The 21,630-nt window shown below is 32.8% G+C and carries 19 protein-coding genes; 11 read left to right on the forward strand and 8 right to left on the reverse strand.

Going from position 1 to position 21,630, the window contains the following annotated elements; translation table 11 throughout:
- Window positions 1-204 precede the first annotated feature (204 nt).
- The 3 genes from Z053_RS0125485 to Z053_RS0125500 all read right to left on the reverse strand — a co-directional run bounded on the left by Z053_RS0125485 (window position 205) and on the right by Z053_RS0125500 (window position 4,404).
- Window positions 205-414: a hypothetical protein gene (locus tag Z053_RS0125485; protein ID WP_025667785.1), complete on the reverse strand. Its 210-nt coding sequence runs from the start codon at window positions 412-414 to the stop codon at window positions 205-207.
- 224 nt (window positions 415-638) lie between these two features.
- Window positions 639-1,856, reverse strand: coding sequence for a lanthionine synthetase C family protein (locus tag Z053_RS0125495; protein ID WP_025667787.1), 1,218 nt, complete (start codon window positions 1,854-1,856; stop codon window positions 639-641).
- A 136-nt stretch (window positions 1,857-1,992) separates the two neighbouring features.
- Window positions 1,993-4,404, reverse strand: coding sequence for a zinc-dependent metalloprotease (locus Z053_RS0125500; RefSeq protein ID WP_025667788.1), 2,412 nt, complete (start codon window positions 4,402-4,404; stop codon window positions 1,993-1,995).
- A gap of 104 nt (window positions 4,405-4,508) precedes the next feature.
- Between Z053_RS0125500 and prfB the strand changes: the two genes are divergently transcribed.
- The 3 genes from prfB to Z053_RS0125515 all read left to right on the forward strand — a co-directional run bounded on the left by prfB (window position 4,509) and on the right by Z053_RS0125515 (window position 8,598).
- A protein-coding gene (gene prfB / locus Z053_RS0125505; RefSeq protein ID WP_152538397.1) for a peptide chain release factor 2 occupies window positions 4,509-5,607 on the forward strand; the annotation gives its coding sequence in 2 pieces (ribosomal slippage) (window positions 4,509-4,571 and window positions 4,573-5,607; 1,098 coding nt in all).
- A gap of 14 nt (window positions 5,608-5,621) precedes the next feature.
- A complete protein-coding gene (arsC, locus tag Z053_RS0125510; RefSeq protein WP_025667790.1) occupies window positions 5,622-5,963 on the forward strand; it encodes an arsenate reductase (glutaredoxin) in 342 nt (113 codons plus the stop codon).
- A gap of 190 nt (window positions 5,964-6,153) precedes the next feature.
- Window positions 6,154-8,598, forward strand: a complete 2,445-nt coding sequence (locus Z053_RS0125515) for a TonB-dependent receptor domain-containing protein (RefSeq protein WP_025667791.1) — start codon at window positions 6,154-6,156, stop codon at window positions 8,596-8,598.
- A 67-nt stretch (window positions 8,599-8,665) separates the two neighbouring features.
- Here the strand turns inward: Z053_RS0125515 and Z053_RS31795 are convergent, their stop codons facing one another.
- A complete protein-coding gene (locus Z053_RS31795) occupies window positions 8,666-8,842 on the reverse strand; it encodes a hypothetical protein (RefSeq protein WP_165583327.1) in 177 nt (58 codons plus the stop codon).
- 190 nt (window positions 8,843-9,032) lie between these two features.
- On the opposite strand from Z053_RS31795, the gene fumC reads away from it, so the two are divergent.
- The 3 genes from fumC to Z053_RS0125535 all read left to right on the forward strand — a co-directional run bounded on the left by fumC (window position 9,033) and on the right by Z053_RS0125535 (window position 11,754).
- Window positions 9,033-10,430, forward strand: coding sequence for a class II fumarate hydratase (gene fumC, locus Z053_RS0125525; protein WP_025667792.1), 1,398 nt, complete (start codon window positions 9,033-9,035; stop codon window positions 10,428-10,430).
- A 140-nt stretch (window positions 10,431-10,570) separates the two neighbouring features.
- On the forward strand, window positions 10,571-10,990 hold the full coding sequence (locus Z053_RS0125530; protein WP_025667793.1) for a DUF2147 domain-containing protein: 420 nt from the start codon (window positions 10,571-10,573) through the stop codon (window positions 10,988-10,990).
- A 221-nt stretch (window positions 10,991-11,211) separates the two neighbouring features.
- A complete protein-coding gene (locus Z053_RS0125535) occupies window positions 11,212-11,754 on the forward strand; it encodes an SRPBCC family protein (protein WP_025667794.1) in 543 nt (180 codons plus the stop codon).
- A gap of 103 nt (window positions 11,755-11,857) precedes the next feature.
- Here Z053_RS0125535 and Z053_RS0125540 read toward each other — a convergent pair whose 3' ends face one another.
- Window positions 11,858-13,123: a cystathionine gamma-synthase family protein gene (locus Z053_RS0125540; RefSeq protein ID WP_025667795.1), complete on the reverse strand. Its 1,266-nt coding sequence runs from the start codon at window positions 13,121-13,123 to the stop codon at window positions 11,858-11,860.
- Window positions 13,124-13,363: 240 nt separating this feature from the next.
- Between Z053_RS0125540 and Z053_RS0125545 the strand changes: the two genes are divergently transcribed.
- The gene (locus tag Z053_RS0125545) at window positions 13,364-13,819 is read left to right on the forward strand and encodes an Lrp/AsnC family transcriptional regulator (protein ID WP_035096872.1); all 456 of its coding nucleotides are present in this window, start codon (window positions 13,364-13,366) and stop codon (window positions 13,817-13,819) included.
- Window positions 13,820-13,898: 79 nt separating this feature from the next.
- Window positions 13,899-14,627 carry an SDR family oxidoreductase gene (locus Z053_RS0125550; RefSeq protein WP_025667797.1) on the forward strand — a complete coding sequence of 243 codons (729 nt, stop codon included), beginning with the start codon at window positions 13,899-13,901 and terminating at the stop codon, window positions 14,625-14,627.
- 1 nt (window position 14,628) lies between these two features.
- Here Z053_RS0125550 and holA read toward each other — a convergent pair whose 3' ends face one another.
- Entirely contained in the window at window positions 14,629-15,633 is a 1,005-nt protein-coding gene (gene holA, locus Z053_RS0125555) for a DNA polymerase III subunit delta (RefSeq protein ID WP_025667798.1), read from the reverse strand.
- A 26-nt stretch (window positions 15,634-15,659) separates the two neighbouring features.
- On the opposite strand from holA, the gene Z053_RS0125560 reads away from it, so the two are divergent.
- From Z053_RS0125560 to Z053_RS0125570, 3 genes are all read left to right on the forward strand, one after another.
- Complete coding sequence (locus Z053_RS0125560) at window positions 15,660-16,103, forward strand: type I restriction enzyme HsdR N-terminal domain-containing protein (RefSeq protein WP_025667799.1); 444 nt, start codon at window positions 15,660-15,662, stop codon at window positions 16,101-16,103.
- A 150-nt stretch (window positions 16,104-16,253) separates the two neighbouring features.
- Window positions 16,254-17,246 (forward strand): glycosyltransferase family 2 protein, encoded by a 993-nt coding sequence (locus Z053_RS0125565; protein WP_025667800.1) that lies wholly within the window; start codon window positions 16,254-16,256, stop codon window positions 17,244-17,246.
- Window positions 17,247-17,346: 100 nt separating this feature from the next.
- A complete protein-coding gene (locus Z053_RS0125570; protein ID WP_025667801.1) occupies window positions 17,347-18,207 on the forward strand; it encodes an OmpA/MotB family protein in 861 nt (286 codons plus the stop codon).
- Window positions 18,208-18,288: 81 nt separating this feature from the next.
- Here Z053_RS0125570 and Z053_RS0125575 read toward each other — a convergent pair whose 3' ends face one another.
- Both Z053_RS0125575 and Z053_RS0125580 read right to left on the reverse strand, forming a co-directional pair.
- On the reverse strand, window positions 18,289-19,440 hold the full coding sequence (locus Z053_RS0125575; RefSeq protein ID WP_025667802.1) for an NAD(P)/FAD-dependent oxidoreductase: 1,152 nt from the start codon (window positions 19,438-19,440) through the stop codon (window positions 18,289-18,291).
- Window positions 19,440-21,542 (reverse strand): LodA/GoxA family CTQ-dependent oxidase, encoded by a 2,103-nt coding sequence (locus tag Z053_RS0125580; protein WP_152538398.1) that lies wholly within the window; start codon window positions 21,540-21,542, stop codon window positions 19,440-19,442. Before Z053_RS0125580 ends, Z053_RS0125575 begins: the two co-directional genes overlap by 1 nt.
- Window positions 21,543-21,630 lie beyond the last annotated feature (88 nt).

Genomic DNA, 21,630 nt, shown 5'->3' on the forward strand with positions numbered 1-21,630 from the left:
ATTTTGTTTTTTCATAAAAAAATGACTGAAAACATTTCAAGTATTATTTCTCTAAAAAAAGAAAGTATTTTATCGTCTAATAATCATAAACAAAAAATCGTCTGAAATATATTTTTCAGACGATTCATCTCAACTTTCGAAAAACTGTGTGTTTACAAATCAGCTAAAAATGTATTAGCAAAGAATCTCGATAAGTATTGTTATTTACTTGTGAGCATTAACACATACCTGGCAGCTCATAGGTGTTTGTGAGTATTGACATGCCAATCCTTGCGTACCATTTCCACAACCAAATGGATCTGCTGTTGGTAAACCAGGTCCTGTTATTGGATGAGGCCAGTTTATTCCCCCCTTAATGCTATCTAATTGTGCAACATTCATTTTCTTAAGACTCAATTTCTTTTTACTTTTCATGATATCTAATTTTAAGTTATACAAATATCAAAGCGCTTTGATAGAAACAAACATAGCTTGCTCTATAAGCTTAATGCAAATAGTAGTATTGAGTATTCTGGAAAAACGAACGATTTTCCAGAATTTCGACTTTGTTTTTAGATTAAATGGCAGAAAATCTTATCATGAGGCGGTTAAAATGCCTCTATGAAATTGTAGTTTTTGAAATTATAAAGGAAAAAGAATTAGCTAATCAAAAGGCATTCGTCCCATTTGGTGTCAAAAGGAGCCAAATAGGATATTATAGATAACCCGATACCCGCAACACCTTCAAGCAAACTTACTTCGGTTTTCCATTTTTCTTCATCTGTTCCTCGCCATACCATATATCCCGCGTATCCTTGTTCATGTATCGCCATACCAAGTGCTTTCTGGGCCCAAAAATCAGAAGCTTCCTTAAATGCTATATCGTTTGTTTTTCTATATAAATAATTATAAATATGAAGTACTCCATATGCTCCATGGCACAATCCAGCATCCTGAATTCCTGCTTCTTCAATATTTTTTCGTTGCGTAGAATATTTTAAAATAGCTATTGCTTCATCACTAATTTGGGTATCTCCTAATATTGTACCCGCTCTAAATATCGATATTCCTATCCCTAAATCTCCATAGCACCACGCTAATCTCGAATTATTATCCTCTACATTCTCTTCAATAATCCAATTAGGAAATGTAGCGGTTAGTGTTTTATCTTTATTTTTACAATGCAATATATAGCGCACCGACTGTTGTAACATCTCTCTAACATCATCATAAAATTCTTTATGTTCGGCTATTCGGGATAGGAAATTAACCATACTTGATATTCCGTGAGACAAACTTAAATTACACCCCTTAACTCCTTCTTCCTGCCTTAGAACAGACTCCCACCATACTCCGTGGTCATTCTTTTTTGATGATTTTTTTAGTGCTGCAATTAATTCATCAAGGTAGTTCTTATAGTGCTTTTTTGACTCTTCTGAAGCCAGATTTTGATAACGCTTTAAAAAATAATATCCATATCCCATTGCACCATGTAGAAAATCATAATTCTCTGTTTTTATATCAGCTCTCATTGCTTCTAACAAATAAGAATCTAAATCAGACGAAAGGAAGTCATCATCTAACTCTACAAACTCTTCTTCTTTAAGAATTTCGAGCACCCAACATGCTCCTGCAATTCCAGTACAAAAAGTGGGAAAAGTAAAACCATTATTAATAAGTTCTACAGCTCTTGTAATTGTTTCTGCTCCTTTATCTGCATGAATATCCTCATCTAAAAATTTTGAATAATAAAACTGAAATAAAGCAACTCCAGAAACTCCTGATAAAACCCCTACTTCCTGATTATTTTTTGCTTTAGCATCTAAAACCTCACTTATTTCCTTTAATTTATTCCTTAGTTGAATTTCAATAGTCATGTAGTGTTTAGTATTTCGAATTTGTAAAGTGGTAAAGATAAAAAGTAAAATAGTAGGGCTTCAAACAATATCAGTCTAAATTCTAGAATTTAGACTGATATCTATTTTATAGTACCCAAAATGATAAGGTATATATTTAAAAACCACAACTAAAACTACCTATAGGAGACCCATCTGGTATTTTGGGAGATGGTAATACTTTAAAATCCTCTGGCTTCTCTATAAATTTATTAATTTGATTGAGATAATATTCATTATACATTTTATCTGTAACATCGCCAGTCTTGCTTTTAAGAAGGGGAATTAAACCTTTAATTTTTGCATATGCGATAGCGTTAACTTGCGAATACGTTTGTGTATTCTTACTAAGGTTCATTAAATATTTTAAAATATTAGCTTTTACCATATGTTGAATTTCTTTATGGTAATTATTTTTAGCTTTGGTTTCAAAAGAGAATCTTAATAATTCATCTAGAGTTTCTACTAATCCTAATTGATTTTGATCTAAACTTTTTTGCTGTACCAGTCGAGATGCTCTCTCGGGATGCAATAACAAAGAAAGACTCATATCACTTGCTGTAGAAGCTACGCTTAGAGCATCAAAACCAACTCCTGTTTTTCCTTTAAAAGATTCTCTGGTTCTACCATATCCAAAAGCTCTTGGTGGAAATAATTTTAATTTATCTTCTGGAATAGCCAAAATTTCAGGAGATAATGTCTTTAAAACTGCTTCAAGTGCTTCTTTTTGTTTTTTTGAATTAACTGTTTCTACAATCGTTTGTTGATCACCCTTAACTGCATAATTATAATTTAGTCCTCCAATAAGCTTTACTGTAGCCTCCGTTTGATACCTGTGGAAAAAATACAATGGTACAAAAACATCTTCTAAAACCGAATATGGTTCATTACTTCTTATGTTATCTGAAGAAAAATTGCGTATCGCAACTTCTCTAATTTTCAGCATATTATCTAGTTCTTCGGTAACACTTTTACCATTATCCCATAAATGAGCTAATTCATGTGCTCCTCCTTGAGGTCTGGCATCACTATCTGAAATAAAACGAAGACCCGATTGATAAGCGGTATTCAAAATCTTGTTAAGTGCTTCTTTTTCATTAGTATTTTTATCAAATTCTGAATAACTGTATGCTACTGTTACCTTATCCCATTCTCCTATATTGGTATCATAAGCATTCGACAAATCTATTTTGCCATTCTTAAGTGCCACTGTTGGGTGAGGATAATCCATTACCGATGCTCTTCCGTTTGTACTTGCGGTAAAATTATGCGCAAAACCAATAGTATGGCCTACCTCATGCGCAGATAATTGGCGAATACGAGCTAGTGCCATTTTCAACATAGGTTCATAATTATCATCACGAGTAGCAAAAGGTTGATTTAGTAATGCCTGAGCTATTAGAAAGTCCTGACGTATTCTTAAACTCCCTAAACTTACATGTCCTTTAAGAATCTCTCCTGTTCTGGGATCAACAACACTTGCACCATAACTCCACCCTCTGGTAGAACGATGTACCCATTGTATTACATTATATCGTAAATCCATAGGATCTGCATCTGCAGGTAACATCTTAACCTGGTACGCATCTTTAAAACCAATTGCTTCATATGCCTGATTCCACCATCTTGCTCCATCCAATAATGCAGATCGCACCGGTTCTGGGGTACCAGGATCTAAATAATAAACAATAGGTTCTTTTGCTTCACTTATATCTTGATTTGGATTTTTTTTCTCTAATCGATGTCTAATAATATAGCGCTTCTTTATAGGATCTTGTACAGGTGTTGCATAATCCAGGTAGGAAACAGATATAGCTCCACTTCTGGGATCAAACTCTCTTTTCTTATATCCATCATCTGGTAGTTCTACAAACGAATGATGCTGAATAACAGTTAAGAATTTTGAGTCTGGTGCTACGGATCTAATATTTTGCCCCGTAGGTGAGCCTTTATAGGTAATCAAAGCCTCAAATTCTACATTTTTAGGAAAAGCTTTGGTTCTTTCGAGACTCAAACTGCTTCTGGTTTTGTCAACACTGTACGTTCCTTCTTTTTGATACTTTAATCGATTAATGATGTTATGAGTATCCTGTAGAAGAAAAGGAGTTAAGTCAATAATATATGTATTAGACTTCTCTTCTTTAATAGGAAATCCAAACAGTACAGATTTTGCAAAAGCCTGTTCTACACTTCTTTTCTCTAGTGTATTGTCTGTTATAGCGCGGTATCGTTGATTGGGTTGCACCAGTAACAGCTTACCACCTGCTTTTTGAAACTTTACTACTACGCCGTCTCCAATCTGTCCTCTATCTAATCCTATATCATTTGATCCTAACCCTGTAGCCAACGAATGTACATATAAAAACTCTGAGTCGAGCTTATCTACTTCTAGATAAATCTCATCTTTTGATTCATTATAATAGAACTTAAAATAGCCATCAAAAGATGCCAAATTTTTCTGTTTTTCTAAAAATTGAGCCGAAATGATATTCCCCGCTAGAAAGAATAAACAAATGAAGCGTAGTTTCATAGACTGATGATTTATGTGATAAAATTTCTAAATCTATAAAATAACACAAAAATTACTTCTTACTGAACTGTTAAATCTTATTTTTGTCAAAAATAAATTAGATTATGATCAATACTGAGACTTTACAAGATCTTAGGGAGCGCCTGGTTGCGTTAAGGAGGTATCTTTGACATTGATGCCAAACTTATAGAAATAGCTAATCAGGAAGAAAAAACATTTGCTCCGGATTTTTGGGATAATGCCCAGGAAGCCGAAAAACTAATGCGCATTCTAAATGCTGAAAAAAAGTGGGTTTCTGAATACGAAAAAGGAGTTACACTGGTTGATGACCTCGAAGTACTTTATGAATTTTATAAAGAAGGTGATGCCACCGAAGCAGAAGTTTCTGAACGTTATGATGAAACCAAATCGTTAATTGAAGATTTGGAATTTAAAAATATGCTTAGTGATGAAGGGGACAATATGAGTGCCGTACTACAAATCACAGCAGGCGCAGGAGGTACCGAAAGTTGTGATTGGGCTAGCATGCTCATGCGCATGTACCTGATGTGGGCAGAAAAACAAGGCTTTAAAATTAGAGAGCTTAATTATCAAGGAGGTGATGTAGCAGGTATAAAAACAGTTACTCTCGAAATTGAAGGAGACTATGCATTTGGATGGTTGAAAGGAGAAAATGGTGTGCATCGATTAGTACGTATCTCTCCATTCGATAGTAATGCAAAACGTCATACTTCGTTTGCTTCTATTTATGTGTATCCTCTTGCCGATGATAGTATAGAAATAGATATCAACCCTGCTGATTATGAAATCATCACATCTCGTTCTAGTGGAGCAGGTGGACAAAATGTAAATAAAGTAGAAACCAAAGTACAGCTCACCCACTTCCCTACCGGAATCCAGATTTCATGCTCAGATACAAGATCACAACAAGAAAATAGGTTAAAAGCATTACAAATGCTTAAATCACAATTGTTTGAAATTGAACTTAAGAAGCAACAAGCGCAACGTGATGAGATCGAGGCCTCAAAAATGAAAATAGAATGGGGATCTCAAATTCGTAATTATGTCATGCACCCTTATAAATTGGTTAAAGATGTAAGAACTGCAGAAGAAACAGGTAATGTAGATGCTGTAATGGATGGTAACATCAATCAATTCTTAAAGGCTTACCTTATGGCAATGGGACAAAAAAATGACGATTAAAAAACAAAACCAAAATGATCACAATTTATCATAATTCGAGATGTAGTAAATCAAGAGGATGTCTTGCCATACTCGAAGAGCAAAAAAAAGACATTACTGTGGTTAATTACCTACAAAATCCACCTTCAGAAAAAGAATTAAAAGAAATACTTAAACTTTTAGATATCTCTCCTATAGACCTGGTTAGAAAAAATGAAGCCATCTGGAAAGAAAATTTTAAAGGTAAAGATTATACCGATTCTGAATTGATCACTATACTCTCTAATAATCCAAAATTAATCGAACGCCCTATTGTTGTTAACGAAGGTAAAGCAATAATCGGACGACCACCAGAAAAAGTTATTGATATTATATAAGTAATCCCTCTCTTATAAAATATTTTTTGCTTAAGATTAAACCTTTTACATTTCTTCATGTCTAAATGCAAGTAATTGAATTAGGTGATACTACGTATCATCCATTTTAAATACATCACATTTAACACATCATTAACCGCCTTCTCGTATCTGCTTCGATACTTTTGGCCAGAATTATTCAATTTTAAAAATGAAGAAATTTTTATTCTTACTATTTTCGGCATTAACACTTACACTATCTGCTCAAAATCGAAACTTTACAAAGGGGCCTGTAAACATTACTGGTTTAATCTTAGATCAAGACACTAATAAACCCCTGGAATATGCTACAATAGCTTTTTTTAGCCCCAGGCTACAGAAAATTGTTACTGGCGGTATTACCGATAAAAATGGAAAATTTGCTATCGAAGTAGATGCTGGAGTATATGACGTAAGTGTCGAATTTATCTCATTTAAAACCAAAAAGCTTCCCAGGCAAAAGTTATTCAAAAACACAAACTTAGGTACAATTACTCTTGGATTAGATACCGAAACACTAGACGATGTTGTCGTCATAGCAGAAAAAACTACTGTAGAAATCAAATTAGATAAAAAGATTTATAATGTAGGCAAAGATCTCACAGTGAGTGGCGGTACGGTGAGTGATGTTCTGGATAATGTACCTTCTGTTTCTGTAGATGTCGAAGGAAATGTTGCACTTCGTGGTAACGATAATGTAAGAATCCTTATTAACGGAAAGCCATCGGGTTTAGTTGGTTTAAACAGTACAGATGCATTAAGACAACTGCCTGCAGAATCTATAGAAAGAGTCGAAGTAATCACCTCGCCTTCTGCTCGTTATGATGCAGAAGGAACTGCAGGGATTTTAAATATTATTCTAAGACGAAGTAAATTACAAGGTATGAACGGAGCCATTACAATTAATGGTGGTTATCCCCTATCTGCTGGTATTTCGGGAAATCTAAATTATCGATCTGGAGATTTTAATTTTTTTACAACTTCAGGATATAACTATAGAGAAGTCCCAGGGAATTCTTTTTCACAAACTCAATATCTTTTTAGTGGCTTACCTAGCTCTTTTTTAAGAGAAGAACGGGATTTTGATAGGATACGTAAAGGATTAAATTCTAATATAGGAGTCGAATGGTATATCAACGAAACTTCATCTGTCACAACATCTTTTTTATATAGATCTAGTGATAAAGAAAGTAATACAACAAATAGAATTACAGAATTAAATTCTAATGGAGATATTTTAAGTCAAAATATTCGTTTTGATCCAGAAATCGAAGATGATATTACGAAACAATACTCTCTTAATTACACTAAAGATTTTGATACCAGTGGTCACAAATTAACTTTCGATTTTCAGATAGAAGATAGTAATGAAGATGAAAGATCAAAAATTACACAAGAAAATATAACTGCTGTAGAGCTTGTAGAAACAATAGAAGAACAAAATCGTATTCTGTTGCAAGCTGATTATGTATTACCTATCGGTGAAAACACTCAATTCGAATTAGGATATAGAGGTAATTTTAATGAGTTGGATACTGATTATCTGGTACAGTTAGAAGATAATGGATCCATAACAACAAATTCTGATTTATCAAACACCTTATTGTATACAGAACAAGTAAATGCTGGGTATACACAATTAGGAAGTAAATGGGGAAAACTATCTTATTTATTAGGACTTAGAATGGAAAGTACTCGAATTACCATTGATCAGCAAACTAGTAATGATTTAAGCAAAAAGAATTATACCGACATATTTCCTACGGTTAATCTGGGATACGAAATCTCTAAAAAACAAAGTTTAACTCTTGGTTATAACCGTAGAATACGTAGGCCTAGGTCCAGATTTATTAACCCTTTTCCTTCTAGATCTAGTGCTACTAATTTATTTCAGGGAAATCCAGATCTTGATCCAAGTTACTCTAATGCATTTGATTTAGGATATTTAAATAGAATGGGAAAGCTTACTTTAAATACATCTATATATTATAATCACTCTACACAAATATTCACTTTTATTTCTGAAGATACAGGTGATACTACAACTATTGGAGCAGATGCAAATAATCCTGGTACAGAAGTTCCTGTTATTAGAAGAACACCTATAAACTTAACTAGTTCTGATCGATATGGTTTTGAGTTTACTCTTACTTATAACCCAAGTAGAAAATGGAGAGTGAATGGTAATTTTAACGCATTTCAGAATAGTGTTCGAGGAGAGAATAATGGAGAAAATCTTGATGCAGATAATTTTAGTTGGTTTGCAAGACTTAATAATAAAGTTACACTACCAGCAAAAATAGATTGGCAAACCAGTATGTTTTATAGAGGGCCAAGTGAAAATGCACAAACAAAAAGTGATGGTATTTTTAGTATGAACTTTGCATTCAGTAAAGATCTTTTTAAAGAAAAGGCTTCGATAACTTTTAATGTTAGTGATGTATTTAACTCTCGAAAGCGAATAAGCACCTCTACTACTACTACATTTATGTCGGATAATGAATTTCAATGGAGAGAACGTAGCTTTAATCTATCATTTACCTACAGGTTTAATCAGAAAAAGAAAAGACAACGCCCTCAAAGAGGTATTAACGGGGATGAAGAATTCGAAGGATAATACTTATAGAATTAAAACAAAAAAAGGAAGTCAAAATGACTTCCTTTTTTTATAATGTTATAAACAATTATGCTTCTTCTTTCGCTTTGCGTTTAGCTTCTCTTCTCAATTTGAAGTTCTCAACATTAGCTCCTATAATCCAATAAGGAATAACAAAAGTTAACAAAAAGATCATTAACCAAAATCCAATGGTAAGGATAGTTAAGAACGCTAAAAAACCAAGGTACTGATCGAATTCAAACATAACAATATTCTAATTTTCAAATTTTGTCAAAGATAATAACTCTTACTTATATCTCATAGCAGAAATATAATTTATTTTTAAATCTCTTATGATCTCAATTTATCTACTAAAAAGTAGCTACTTTATTCAAAAATAGTGAGGCAAATGCTTAAATTTGCACTCTTAAAAAAAACAAATCATCTTACCACAAATGGAATATAGAATAGAGAAGGATACGATGGGCGAGGTAAAAGTACCTGCTGATAAGCTTTGGGGAGCACAAACAGAACGCTCCAGAAATAATTTTAGAATTGGTGCATCAGCATCTATGCCATTAGAAATTGTATATGGTTTTGCTTATTTAAAAAAAGCTGCAGCATATACAAATTGCGAATTGGGCGTATTACCGATAGAGAAAAGAGATCTTATTTCGCAAGTATGTGATGAAATACTAGAAGGAAAACATGATAACCAATTTCCTTTGGTAATCTGGCAAACTGGTTCTGGTACTCAAAGTAATATGAATGTGAATGAAGTTATTGCTAATAGAGCACATCAATTAGCTGGTAAAACAATTGGTGAAGGAGACAAAACATTACAACCAAATGATGATGTTAATAAATCTCAATCATCAAATGATACTTTTCCTACAGGAATGCATATTGCAGCCTATAAAAAAATAGTAGAAATAACTATTCCGGGGATAATTCAATTAAGAGATACTCTTAAGAAAAAGTCTGAAGAGTTTAAAAATGTAGTAAAAATTGGTCGTACTCACTTTATGGATGCTACACCACTTACGATAGGACAAGAATTATCAGGGTATGTTTCTCAATTGGATCACGGAATTAAGGCTTTAGAAAACACCTTACCTCACATGGCAGAATTAGCCTTAGGAGGAACTGCTGTAGGAACTGGGTTAAATACTCCAAAAGGATATGCAAAACGAGTTTCAGAATTTATTGCACAATTTACCAGTTTACCATTCATTACAGCTGAAAACAAATTTGAAGCGTTGGCTGCACATGATGCCTTTGTAGAGAGTCACGGTGCTTTAAAACAATTGGCCGTTTCATTAAATAAAATAGGAAATGATATTCGTATGCTGGCTTCTGGGCCAAGAAGTGGAATTGGTGAACTAATTATTCCTGCCAATGAACCAGGGAGTTCTATTATGCCTGGTAAAGTAAACCCCACACAATGTGAAGCATTAACTATGGTATGTGCACAAGTTATGGGTAATGATGTAGCTATTAATGTTGGAGGAATGCAAGGGCATTTTGAATTGAATGTATTTAAACCTGTTATGGCTTCAAACTTACTTCAGAGTGCTCAACTTATTGGAGATGCCTGTATTTCTTTTGATGAGCATTGCGCCCAGGGAATCGAACCTAATCAAAAGAGAATTACTGAATTATTGAATAACTCATTAATGCTGGTTACTGCTTTAAATACTAAAATCGGATATTATAAAGCCGCCGAAATCGCTAATACTGCTCACCAAAATGGAACAACTCTAAAACATGAAGCTGTAGCTTTAGGATATGTAACCGAACAAGAATTTGACGAATGGGTAAAACCAGAAGATATGGTAGGTAGTTTGAAATAACAACACCTTATCTATTTCAAAATAAGAAAGCCTTACAATTTGCTATAAAACAGAGAGTAAGGTTTTTTTTATGCAGTATATTATAAATCATTTTAGTTTTTTTTAAGGATTAATCTAATTTAATTGCTAAGTTTACGTTAATGAAATTTATCATATTCTTAGTATTACCCCTTCTTTTTCTAACATCTTCTGTAAGTTCTGATACTTATATTGGAAAATGGAAAATTAAAGGAGGATCGATTATCGAAATCTATAGAGATGGAGACTATTTTTTTGGAAAAATTGATAAACGAGCAGAACGCCCCTTATCCAATCTTAATGGTTTGGATAATAAAAACCCTCAAAAAAAGCTTCAAGGTCGTCCTTTACTTGGGATGAATATTTTAGAAAACTTAAGATATAAAGATGGGGCATTATCTGGCGGAACTATTTATAATGCAGATAGTGGTAAAAGCTATATTGTAAAAGTTTGGATTAATAGTGACAATACTGATCTTTGTTTTATAAGAGCATATAAAAGTTTTCTATTTAAAACCTTTGAAGCCAGAAGAGTTAAATAAGTATAAATATTCTATTATGGCATTTCACTTATTCTTCATCAAAATGCTAATTAGATGAACTTATAGAATCCTACTGGTTTTTAAAAACATACATATTTATAAAAAACTTTTAAATTTGTATACTCCCCTTTTTCAGAACTAACAAACTATGAATCTAACTGTATGTTGCTATACGTATTATATTCTGAATTTAATTTTAACTATAAATAAACAGCAACAACATGAAAATTTTAAAAAAAATAGGAATTCTGCTTATTGCACTTATCGCTATTATCCTTATAGCGGCAGTCTTTGTTTCTAAAGAAGTAGTTTATGAAAAATCTATTGGTATCGATGCTCCTATAGAGGTTGTGTGGGAAAATGTAAATAGTCTCGCTGATTTAGATAAATGGAGTCCATGGAATGATTATGATCCAAACATGGCAAAAGAATTTACAGGTACAGATGGGAAAATTGGCGCAACAGCTAGCTGGGATAGTGATGTAAAAGAAGTAGGCAAAGGCAGTCAAACTATTGCCAAAATTGAAAAGCCAAATCTTTTTGAAACAGATCTTAAATTTTATGAACCTTATGAAAGTGAAGCAAAGGGATATATTAAAGTACTGAAAGAAGGCAATACCACAAAAGTAACATGGGGATTTCAAAGTGAAATGCCTTATCCTTTTAATCTTATGAATTTATTTACCGATATGGAAGAAATGATGGGTAAAGATTGGAATAAAGGTTTATCAACGCTCAAAAATATTTGCGAAAATAAAGGGTAATATATTAATCAATAATACAGAGTATTTACTTATAAAAAGCACAGTTAAAAATTAACTGTGCTTTTTATAAGTAAAATTCTAATTTTTATAATTTTTCTAGCTCTCATTTAGAATTGATTTTTACTTTTTCTAATGCCTGTTCTAAATCCCAGACCAAATCTTTGGCATGCTCTACTCCTATAGACAACCTTACCAATTGATCTGTAATATTCATTTGTTGTCTTTGTTCTTCATCTACACCTGCATGTGTCATAGTTTTGGGATGTTCGGCTAAACTTTCTGTACCTCCCAAACTTACTGCTAGTTTCATTAGTTTAAGGTTGTTAAGGAATATAAATGCTTCTTCTTCTCCACCTATGATATCAAAAGACACCATTGCTCCAGGAGCAGAACATTGCTTTTGAAATGTTTTATACCCTTCTGTTTCTTCTTCTAATAATCCCAAATAGTATACGTTTTCAATCTTAGGATGATTATTTAAATAATCAGCAATGATCTGAGCATTTTTTGTTTGCTGATCCATTCTTACTTTTAAAGTTTCTAAACTCCTAAGCATTAACCACGCTGTATGAGGGCTTACCATATTTCCTAGAAAAGTACGAAGGGTTTTTACTCTTAACATTAGTTCTGCATTCCCTAAAACTGCTCCTGCAATAAGATCACTATGTCCTCCTATATATTTTGTAGCAGAGTACAGTACCAAATCTGCTCCACATTGTAAAGGGTGTTGCCATAATGGTCCCATATACGTATTATCTACAGCTACCAAAGCTTTTCTGTCATTAGTACTAAATTGTTTAGCAACCTGGCTATATTTTTCGATATCAACAATATCATTAGTTGGATTGGCGGGAGTTTCGAGATAAATCATTGCTAATCGATCTGATTTTCCAGAATCTTTGATCATTTTAATCACTTCGTCTGTACTTTGATTTGGCATTACTCCTATCGTATGTACTCCTATTTTATCTAAAAAATGATGGATAAAATGATCTGTCCCTCCATATAATGGATTACTATATACTAACAAATCTCCAGGTTTAAGAAATTCTAACAATACTGTACTTATTGCAGACATTCCACTTTCAAAAACTGCACAATCATCTGCTTTATCCCACAAACATAGGCGGTTTTCCAGGATTTCAAGATTGGGGTTATTAATTCTACTATAAATAAGACCAAGTTCTTCTTTTGGAGATTTCTCCCTTAAACCATAGGCTAATTCAAAAAAAGCTTTTCCCTCTTCTGCAGTTTTAAAAACAAAGGTTGATGTTTGAAAAATAGGGCACTTTATGGCTCCTTCTGATAATTCTGGCTTATAACCATGAGTCATCATTAAACTCTCGGGGTTAAAATCGTGTTTCTTCATCTATACTATTTTATTCTTTTTTTAGTAGTAGAGCTAATGCCAATATAGATCAGCATGTTTACTATTATTTTCAATATTGAATTGATATCCTAAATACTCTTTTCAATCTTTAAAACTACACCTAAAAGAATTAAAAACCTTATTCTTATCAATTTTAAGAAAAAATAATCTTCATTTATTATTCAAATAGAATTTTATTCTATATTTGATATAATATCAAGCTTTATATAGAAAATTATTATGGATAAAATAGATCGGTCAATATTATTGTTATTACAAAAAGAGGGTAAAATCACGATTAAAGAAATTGCAGAAAGATTAAACCTAACTACCACTCCGATTTTTGAGCGTGTCAAAAAATTAGAACGTGAAGGCTACATAAAATCATATAAAGCTATTTTAGATCGTAAAAAGACTGGATTACAATTGATGGTGTTTTGTAATGTTACCTTAAATCTTCATCAAACCGATTACCTAAAAAAATTTGAAAAAGATATTCAACAATTCCCCGAAGTTGTAGAATGTTATCATGTAGCGGGTATGTTTGATTACTTAATTAAAATCTATGCAGAAGACATGGAACGTTACCAAGATTTTTTATCTAATAAACTAGCTTCTCTAGAAAATATTTCTAAAGTACAAAGTTCTTTTGTGATGACCGAAGTAAAAGATTTCTCATATCTGCCAATTCCATAAAAAATATATTTAGGCTTAACAAAAGATTTAGAATACATACTGTATTTTTGATATTCAACTAAAGAAAATTGCACAGATTATGAATATTAAAAATGCGAAAGTATTAATCACAGGTGGTAATTCTGGAATAGGAAAAGCTACTGCTAAGCTTTTAAAAGAAAAAGGGGCTCAAGTAATCATTTCTGGAAGAAACGAAACTACATTACAGGAAACTGCAAAAGCATTAAACATTGAGTATATAAAAGCAGATGTAACCGAAGAAAATCAAGTTCGGAATATGGTGCAGGAAGCCAAAAATAAAATGAATGGACTTAATGTATTGGTTAATAACGCTGGTTATGGATATATTTCTAAACTTGTTGATATCGAAGCTGATAAATTTATCGATCAATTTAAAACTAATATCCTAGGTGCTACACTATGTGCCAAAGAGTCGGCAAAGCATTTTGTTTCACAAGAATATGGCAATATTATTAATATAGGATCTACTTCTTCACTAAAAGGTTCACCAACGGCGTCGCCATATGTTGCTACCAAATTTGCTCTACGAGGTATGACCGAAAGTTGGAGAAACGAATTACGTCCTCATAATATTAGAGTTATGCAGGTAAATCCTAGTGAAGTTATGACTGGTTTTGCAGATAATAGAGTAGATCATAATTCTAAAACAAAACAATACACCGAAGCAGAACAGCAAACCAAACTTAGAGGAGAAGAAATTGCCCATACTATTAGTAGTCTTTTAGAAATGGACGATCGAGGGTTTATTACCGAGGCTACCGTTTTTGCAACAAACCCCAAGGTATAAGCTACCTCATTATTTTTACCAGAAGTTCTTTAAGAATATCACCTTGTGGAAGATTTGTTGCTCCTACTCCTTTACTTTTTACATCGGCATCTCTTAGGTAAGCAATAATCCCACTAACTTTTTTCATAGGATAATTATGAGCTGCTTCTGAGTAATCTTTTACAAAATATGGATTGATCTTTAAAGCACTGGCAACATTACGCTGCGATTTATCGGTCAAGCCATGATATTGTAATACTTGAGAAAAAAAGCTATACAGTAAAGAAATCGTAACAACTAATGGGTTGTCTTTGGGGTTTTGTGCAAAATAATTTATAATAAGATGTGCTTTAACTCCATTTCTGGTTCCTATTGCCTTTCGAAGTTCAAAATTATTAAACTCTTTACTAATCCCGATATTCTCTTCAATTTGATCGGCGGTAATCTGAGTACCTGAAGGAATAATTAATTTTAGTTTTTCTAGCTCATTATTTATTTTGCTAAGATCGGTTCCTAAAAACTCTACCAGCATTTGAGACGCTTTGGGTTCTATAGTATATTTAGCTCCACCAAGAACCCTTCTTATCCAATCAGAAACCTGGTTTTCATATAGTTTTTTACTTTCAAAAATAACCCCATTCTTCGCAACTACTTTATAGAGTTTCTTTCTTTTATCTATCTTTTTATATTTATAACATATCACCAAAACAGTAGAAGGTTGCGGGTTTTCTACATAATCTGCAAGTTTTTCAATCGTTCTGGATAATTCCTGAGCTTCTTTAACAATAACAACCTGTCTCTCTGCCATCATCGGAAAACGTTTTGCATTAGCCACAATATCTTCTATACTTACATCACGACCGTACAATACCATTTGATTAAATCCTTTTTCTTCTTCGGCAAGTACATTCTTATCAATAAATTGAGAAATCCTATCTATGTAGTATGGTTCTTCTCCCATAAGGAAATAGACAGGTTTAATATTTCCATTTTTTATATCACTTACGATTTGTTTTACTTCATCCATTCAGAAAAAATCATCAAATTTGTGTTATGCAAAAGCTTAACTTTCCAGGGTATCAGTTCAGGTTCAAAAATAGCGAAAATAAAGTTTCTATTTTTGACAGAATTCGTAAAAAATTTATCATTCTTACTCCAGAAGAATGGGTACGACAACATACTATCCACTTTCTTATTGAAGAAAAGAAATATCCCGAAAGCTTAATTAATGTAGAAAAATTAATACAACTCAATGGACTCAACAAACGTTATGACATTATTATATTTAATCCAGATGGTAGTATTTTTCTTATTGTAGAGTGTAAATCTGCTCGTATAAAAATCACACAAGAAGTATTTGATCAAATTGCGAGATATAACCTTGCTTTAGACTCAGAGTATTTAATGATCACCAATGGTTTAGAACATTATTATTGTCAAATGAATTATACCGATCAACAGTATACTTTTCTAAAAGATATCCCAGATTATAAATAGTTGCTTCCTTCATTACTTATGGTAATACAGTTACTTAACTCAAAAATTTAATATTTCATATACATAACCAGACATGGTACTAATTTAATAGGATATACTTTATTCTTTTTTATTTGAATTTATCTCAATTATTCCTTTTACTTTGCAGACGTGAATATCGCAGTCGTCATATTAAATTGGAATGGAAGATCTTTATTAGAGCAATTTTTACCTTCGGTGATCAAAAATTCTAAGGAAGCTACTATTTATCTTGCTGATAATGCTTCTACAGATGATTCTGTTGCTTTTGTAACGACTACTTTTCCTGAAGTTAAAATTATTCAAAACAAAGTCAATGGAGGCTATGCTAAAGGATATAATGATGCTTTATCAAAAATTGATGCAGATATTTTTTGCCTTCTAAATAGTGATGTTGAAGTTACCAAAGATTGGTTAGTTCCCATTCTTAAAACGTTTAAATCTCATACAGAAGTTGCAGCTATACAGCCTAAAATCCTTGATTATAAAAAGAAAACTCATTTTGAATATGCGGGAGCTGCAGGTGGGTACATCGATAAGCTGGGATACCCATATTGTCGAGGAAGAATATTTGATACTCTTGAAGAAGATAACGGACAATATGATGATACTACTACTATATTTTGGGCGAGTGGAGCGTGCATATTTATAAGAAAGCAGGTATTTGAAGAGGTTGGAAAACTAGATGAAGATTTTTTTGCTCACCAGGAGGAGATCGATCTTTGCTGGCGTGTGCATAGCAATGGCTATACAATACTTTATGAAGGTACGTCGACAATTTATCATCTAGGAGGAGCAACTTTGGATGCTATGAATCCTAGAAAAACATTTTTAAATTTTAGAAACAACCTATACCTTCTGATTAAAAATGTACCTGGAAACAACGTTTGGTTTTTGATTTTTATACGAATGATTCTAGATGGGCTTGCTGCAATTAGATTTATTACACAAGGAAAATTTTCTCATTTTGCAGCTATTTTCAAAGCACATATTAGTTTCTATACTAATTTTAACACTTTTAATAAAAAACGTAAAAAACTTTTAAAAACGGGGAAATATTATTCTCTTTTTTCCGTTGTATGGCAGTATTTTATTTTAAAACGTAAACATTTTGATCAATTATAAGGAGATATAATAAATTATTGTTAATGTGACCTAGCATTACGTCACATTTTTAATAATTTTGAGTTATATAACCAGAATAAGACTAAAAACAAATTTTCTAATGAAAAAAGCAATGATTATTGGGGCCTCTCTAGCAATTCTACTATCTTCCTGTGTTTCACAGAAGAAGTTTTCAGAATTAGAAGCCAAACACAAAGAAACTGAAGATTTATTAAACTCCGCAACGGTTAAATTAAATAGCTGCCTTGAAGAAAAAGCAAGCTCGACTTCGCAACTTAAAGTGCTTCAAGATCAAGTATCTAATCTTAAAAATCAGAATTCTGCTCTATTAAACAATGTAGGTAACTTAGCCACCCTCTCTACTAAAGAAGCAGAAAACCTAGAAAAATCTTTAGAAAGTATTAAAGAAAAAGATTTACAAATTAAAACTATGCAGGATGCTATTACTAAAAAGGATTCTGTAACCTTAGCACTTGTAACAAGTCTTAAGGGAGCTTTAGGAAATCTTGCTGATGAGGATATCGAGATTAATGTAGAAAAAGGAGTAGTTTATGTTTCTATTTCTGATAAGTTACTTTTCAAGAGTGGTAGCTATAATGTTTCTGCAAGAGCTCGCGAAGTATTAGGTAAAGTAGCAAAAGTTGTTAATGATAAGCCAGATATAGAATTCTTAGTAGAAGGTCATACAGATAATGTGCCTATCAAAAACAAAGTACTTTTGGATAACTGGGATTTAAGTGTAAAACGTGCTACTTCTGTAGTAAGAGTATTACAAAATGACTTTAAAGTTGATCCAAAACGTATGACTGCTGCAGGAAGAAGTTATTATGTACCAGTAACTGATAATAGTTCTGCTGCAAACAAAGCAAAAAACAGACGTACAAGAATCGTAGTATTACCAAAACTTGATCAATTTTATAATATGATTGAAGATGGTATGAAAAAAGCTTCAGGGAAATAAAATAATATTTTTCTAATCATACAAAAAGGGAGATCATTTTGATCTCCCTTTTTGTATTTCATTGGGTAGTATTTTCTTTGATTAATCCAAAATAATACCTGTACCATTCTGTCTGGGAAAATTATGAGTTTTGTCCTTACCCCTCTCTTCTCCTTGTTGGAAAAACTTCTTCCAAAAAGAAGATTCTTTCCATCTGGATTCTGCTTTGTACAATTCATTTTTCACCAAATAATAACTATCAAAAACAGAAAATAATGTTTTAGAATATGTTACGAACCCTCTTCTCTCACCTGTTAAGATATAGGATTCTATAGCATCTGAAGCTTCTCTAACTGTATAAATTGCATTAGCTATACCATGAGAAGAAAGAGGGTCAAAAGATAAAGCAGCATCACCTACTGCCATCCAATTTTCTCCTGATAAGTAATTGGCTATAGATGAATTTGCATCTGATCCTATAATTTTCACTTCAGATTGTTCTACCAGAAAATCTTTTAACAAAGTTGTTTTAGATAAAACCGATTGCCAATCAGAATACTCTCTTAGTTTTAGCTGAACAAGGTTTTCTCTATTTGTAAAAATCGACAACACATTGGTTTTCTCATCTAAACCAGAAACAATCCCCCACCCGTCTTCAAAAGATTCTACAAATACATCATATGTCAATTTTGGATGTTCTACTTTTGGTAAATGACAACTAAAAGAGATAAGGTTGTCATATAACCGAATAGGGATATTTAACTTCTTAAGAATAGCACGATTTCTACCTGTTGCATCAATAATCATTTTTGCAGTAATGGTTTGTCTTTGATGATTATTTTCTATTTCTACACTAACTTCTTCTTTAGAAATTACCATATTCAACATTTTTTCATAACGCATCACATTCTCATCGCATAGTTGTTCGAGATCATCTACTACAGCTTTCTTATTAATTTTTAAACCATTTTTATATGACAATTGAGAGAAAAAATTGTTATTCGATATTCTTGTATTTCCCCACATTGAATGATACCCATATGTTTTCTTGATCGCATTTTTTTCAAATACCTTTAGGAGATCAAGAGAATGTAATAAAGGCATTGAAGAAGGAGGTAATGTTTCTGCCAAAGCAAAGTGCTTCTTCTTACTTTTACGATCCAAAACCAAGTGTTGTATTCCTTTTTTCTTCAAAAGAAATGACAACACTAATCCTGCAATACCCTTACCTACAATAATAACATCTGTATTCATTATTTTTTATCAGCTTCTTTTCCGCTATAAGAAACATATACCGTTTTGGGTAATCCTTCTATATCTATATCTAATTTTCTACCAGTGACTATTCCTATTTTATCCCATTGATATACCATATTAATGAGTCCGTTAAGGTATCCACCTTCTGCATGATACCCTATAAAACCTGTATCTGCAGTGTGCAACCAAGCCAAGCGATTTGCATAAATATTACGTTTGGTATCCTCCAAAATATTGGGGTCGAGAAGCTTTTGGTAGCTTTCCTGAGGAAACACATGTACAGGTAAATTAGCTGCCCACCATGACGGAATAGGATATTGTTTCTCTACAAAAACTGCCTGACAACTACCTGCATCAGATTGCCACGGAATCCCCATCCATTTGGTAAGATCACCAGGTGTAAGTTTCCACAACCAATTTTTCTCACTTTTGGGATTCATAGATTCACGAATATCTTCAGAATTCATCTGAAATCCAAAATCATTATAAAATATATCGTTTTGTTCTTTACTGGTAGCAGCATTAAGACGCACTTCTCTTAATCCATAAAACCCATATTTAAAAGCTCCTTCGGTTATCCATTGATATATTATACTATTCTCTGCATAAATAAGATTATGCCGCATAGGCCAGGTTAACTCTACTCCTGGATGAAAACCTCCACCATATAACGTTTCTAATACAGTTCTGGTCATCAATAATGGCTTTTTAGATTCATCTTTGGCAGCTTCTAAAAATTGACTTTGATAAAATGCTCCCATCTCATCTATAGTCTGAAAATCAAAATCAGGAGGTGTTTCAAATTTACCATCTTTCCAGTTTTCAAGTTGTTCATAGAGCATTGGCGGAATAGCAAACCACTGGGCCGGGCTTCCTGGATAGTCTATAGCATCTCCCGGATAATAAGGAAGTTTTAATTCATCGGTACCACTACCTCGATTTACAACATCAGTTTTATCTTTGCTTGGTATTATAGGCTCATTATTATAATGATATGAAGGGTCTCTAAAGAGATCGAATATTTGTTTTCTCACAGCATCTGCTTCTTCTTTTGGTTCTTTTTTATAGATATATTTAAACTTCCCATCTGCCATAAGTTTATCGATCGTTTCCTTAAATGATGGAGAAAGGAAATCTCCTAGATTAACCCATTGCATCCTGTAGAGACGATAAAATATCGGAAATACCAGACTTAACTCGGGAGCATAGCTCTCATTAGCTGCTCCGGCAATTAAATCAAACATCGTAGATATTGGCTGAATCTGTGGTGCATAATCTGGCGGTGCAGTGGCTACCCAAGCAGAAGATAGTGCATCATCCAAATGATATGTATCTCCACTTTTCTTAGAAACAATAGATGCTGTAACTCTTCCATCACATATATCATCATACCAATTAGAGTTGTCTGCAAAATCATTATTAAGATCAGATGGGTTTAGAGAAGCCGAAATACCATCTGCTCCATAAAAAATTAATGTTCCTTCATCATACTCGATAGTACCAAGGTCAACAGATTTAGAAGAAGTATTCATACTAGCCGCTAATTTACTAACTCCACCATTATCCGAAGGAAATTTCCCTCGAATTACCTCACGTTGATCACTAGCATTAACTTTTGTTTTTCCTGGGTGATTCACCAATTCTTTACGATAATCATATCCTCCTTCTACTCTCATGGATTGGTTTAGTACATTAGGATTTCTTCGTTTTGCTCCAATACCAGGTGCCAACTTGTTTTTTACAAAATTTGGAGATAAGTTTTGATTTTCGGATAGCACAGAGAGGTCCAGACTATTATTAAAATCATACCAAAACGGCTTCTTATTAGCTACTTCTACCGTCCATTCAATATCATAATCACTAGCATCTATTTGCTTAACAGGTACTCCATTGTCATCACATTCATAAATATAAAATCGCTGAGCTTGCTTTTTTAAAGCTCCCTCTTCGGTAAGATAATGTTGATCTGTATCAAACAAATTAGCCCAGGGAATCTCTGGACTAAAAATAACCTGATCTTTTGTAGCGGGACCGTTTCCTAATCGCGCAATGCCTATAGATGGGTAAATTCTGAATTTAGGTAGTTTCCTAGTACTCATTTTATTGGTTTTAAGTTTTCTTAAAGTTAATAAAAATCCTACGGCATTATACACGTATTTATACGTGGTTTTATACTAAAATCAGATA

It is taken from the genome of Aquimarina megaterium XH134, assembly GCF_000520975.1.
Taxonomy (GTDB): domain Bacteria; phylum Bacteroidota; class Bacteroidia; order Flavobacteriales; family Flavobacteriaceae; genus Aquimarina; species Aquimarina megaterium.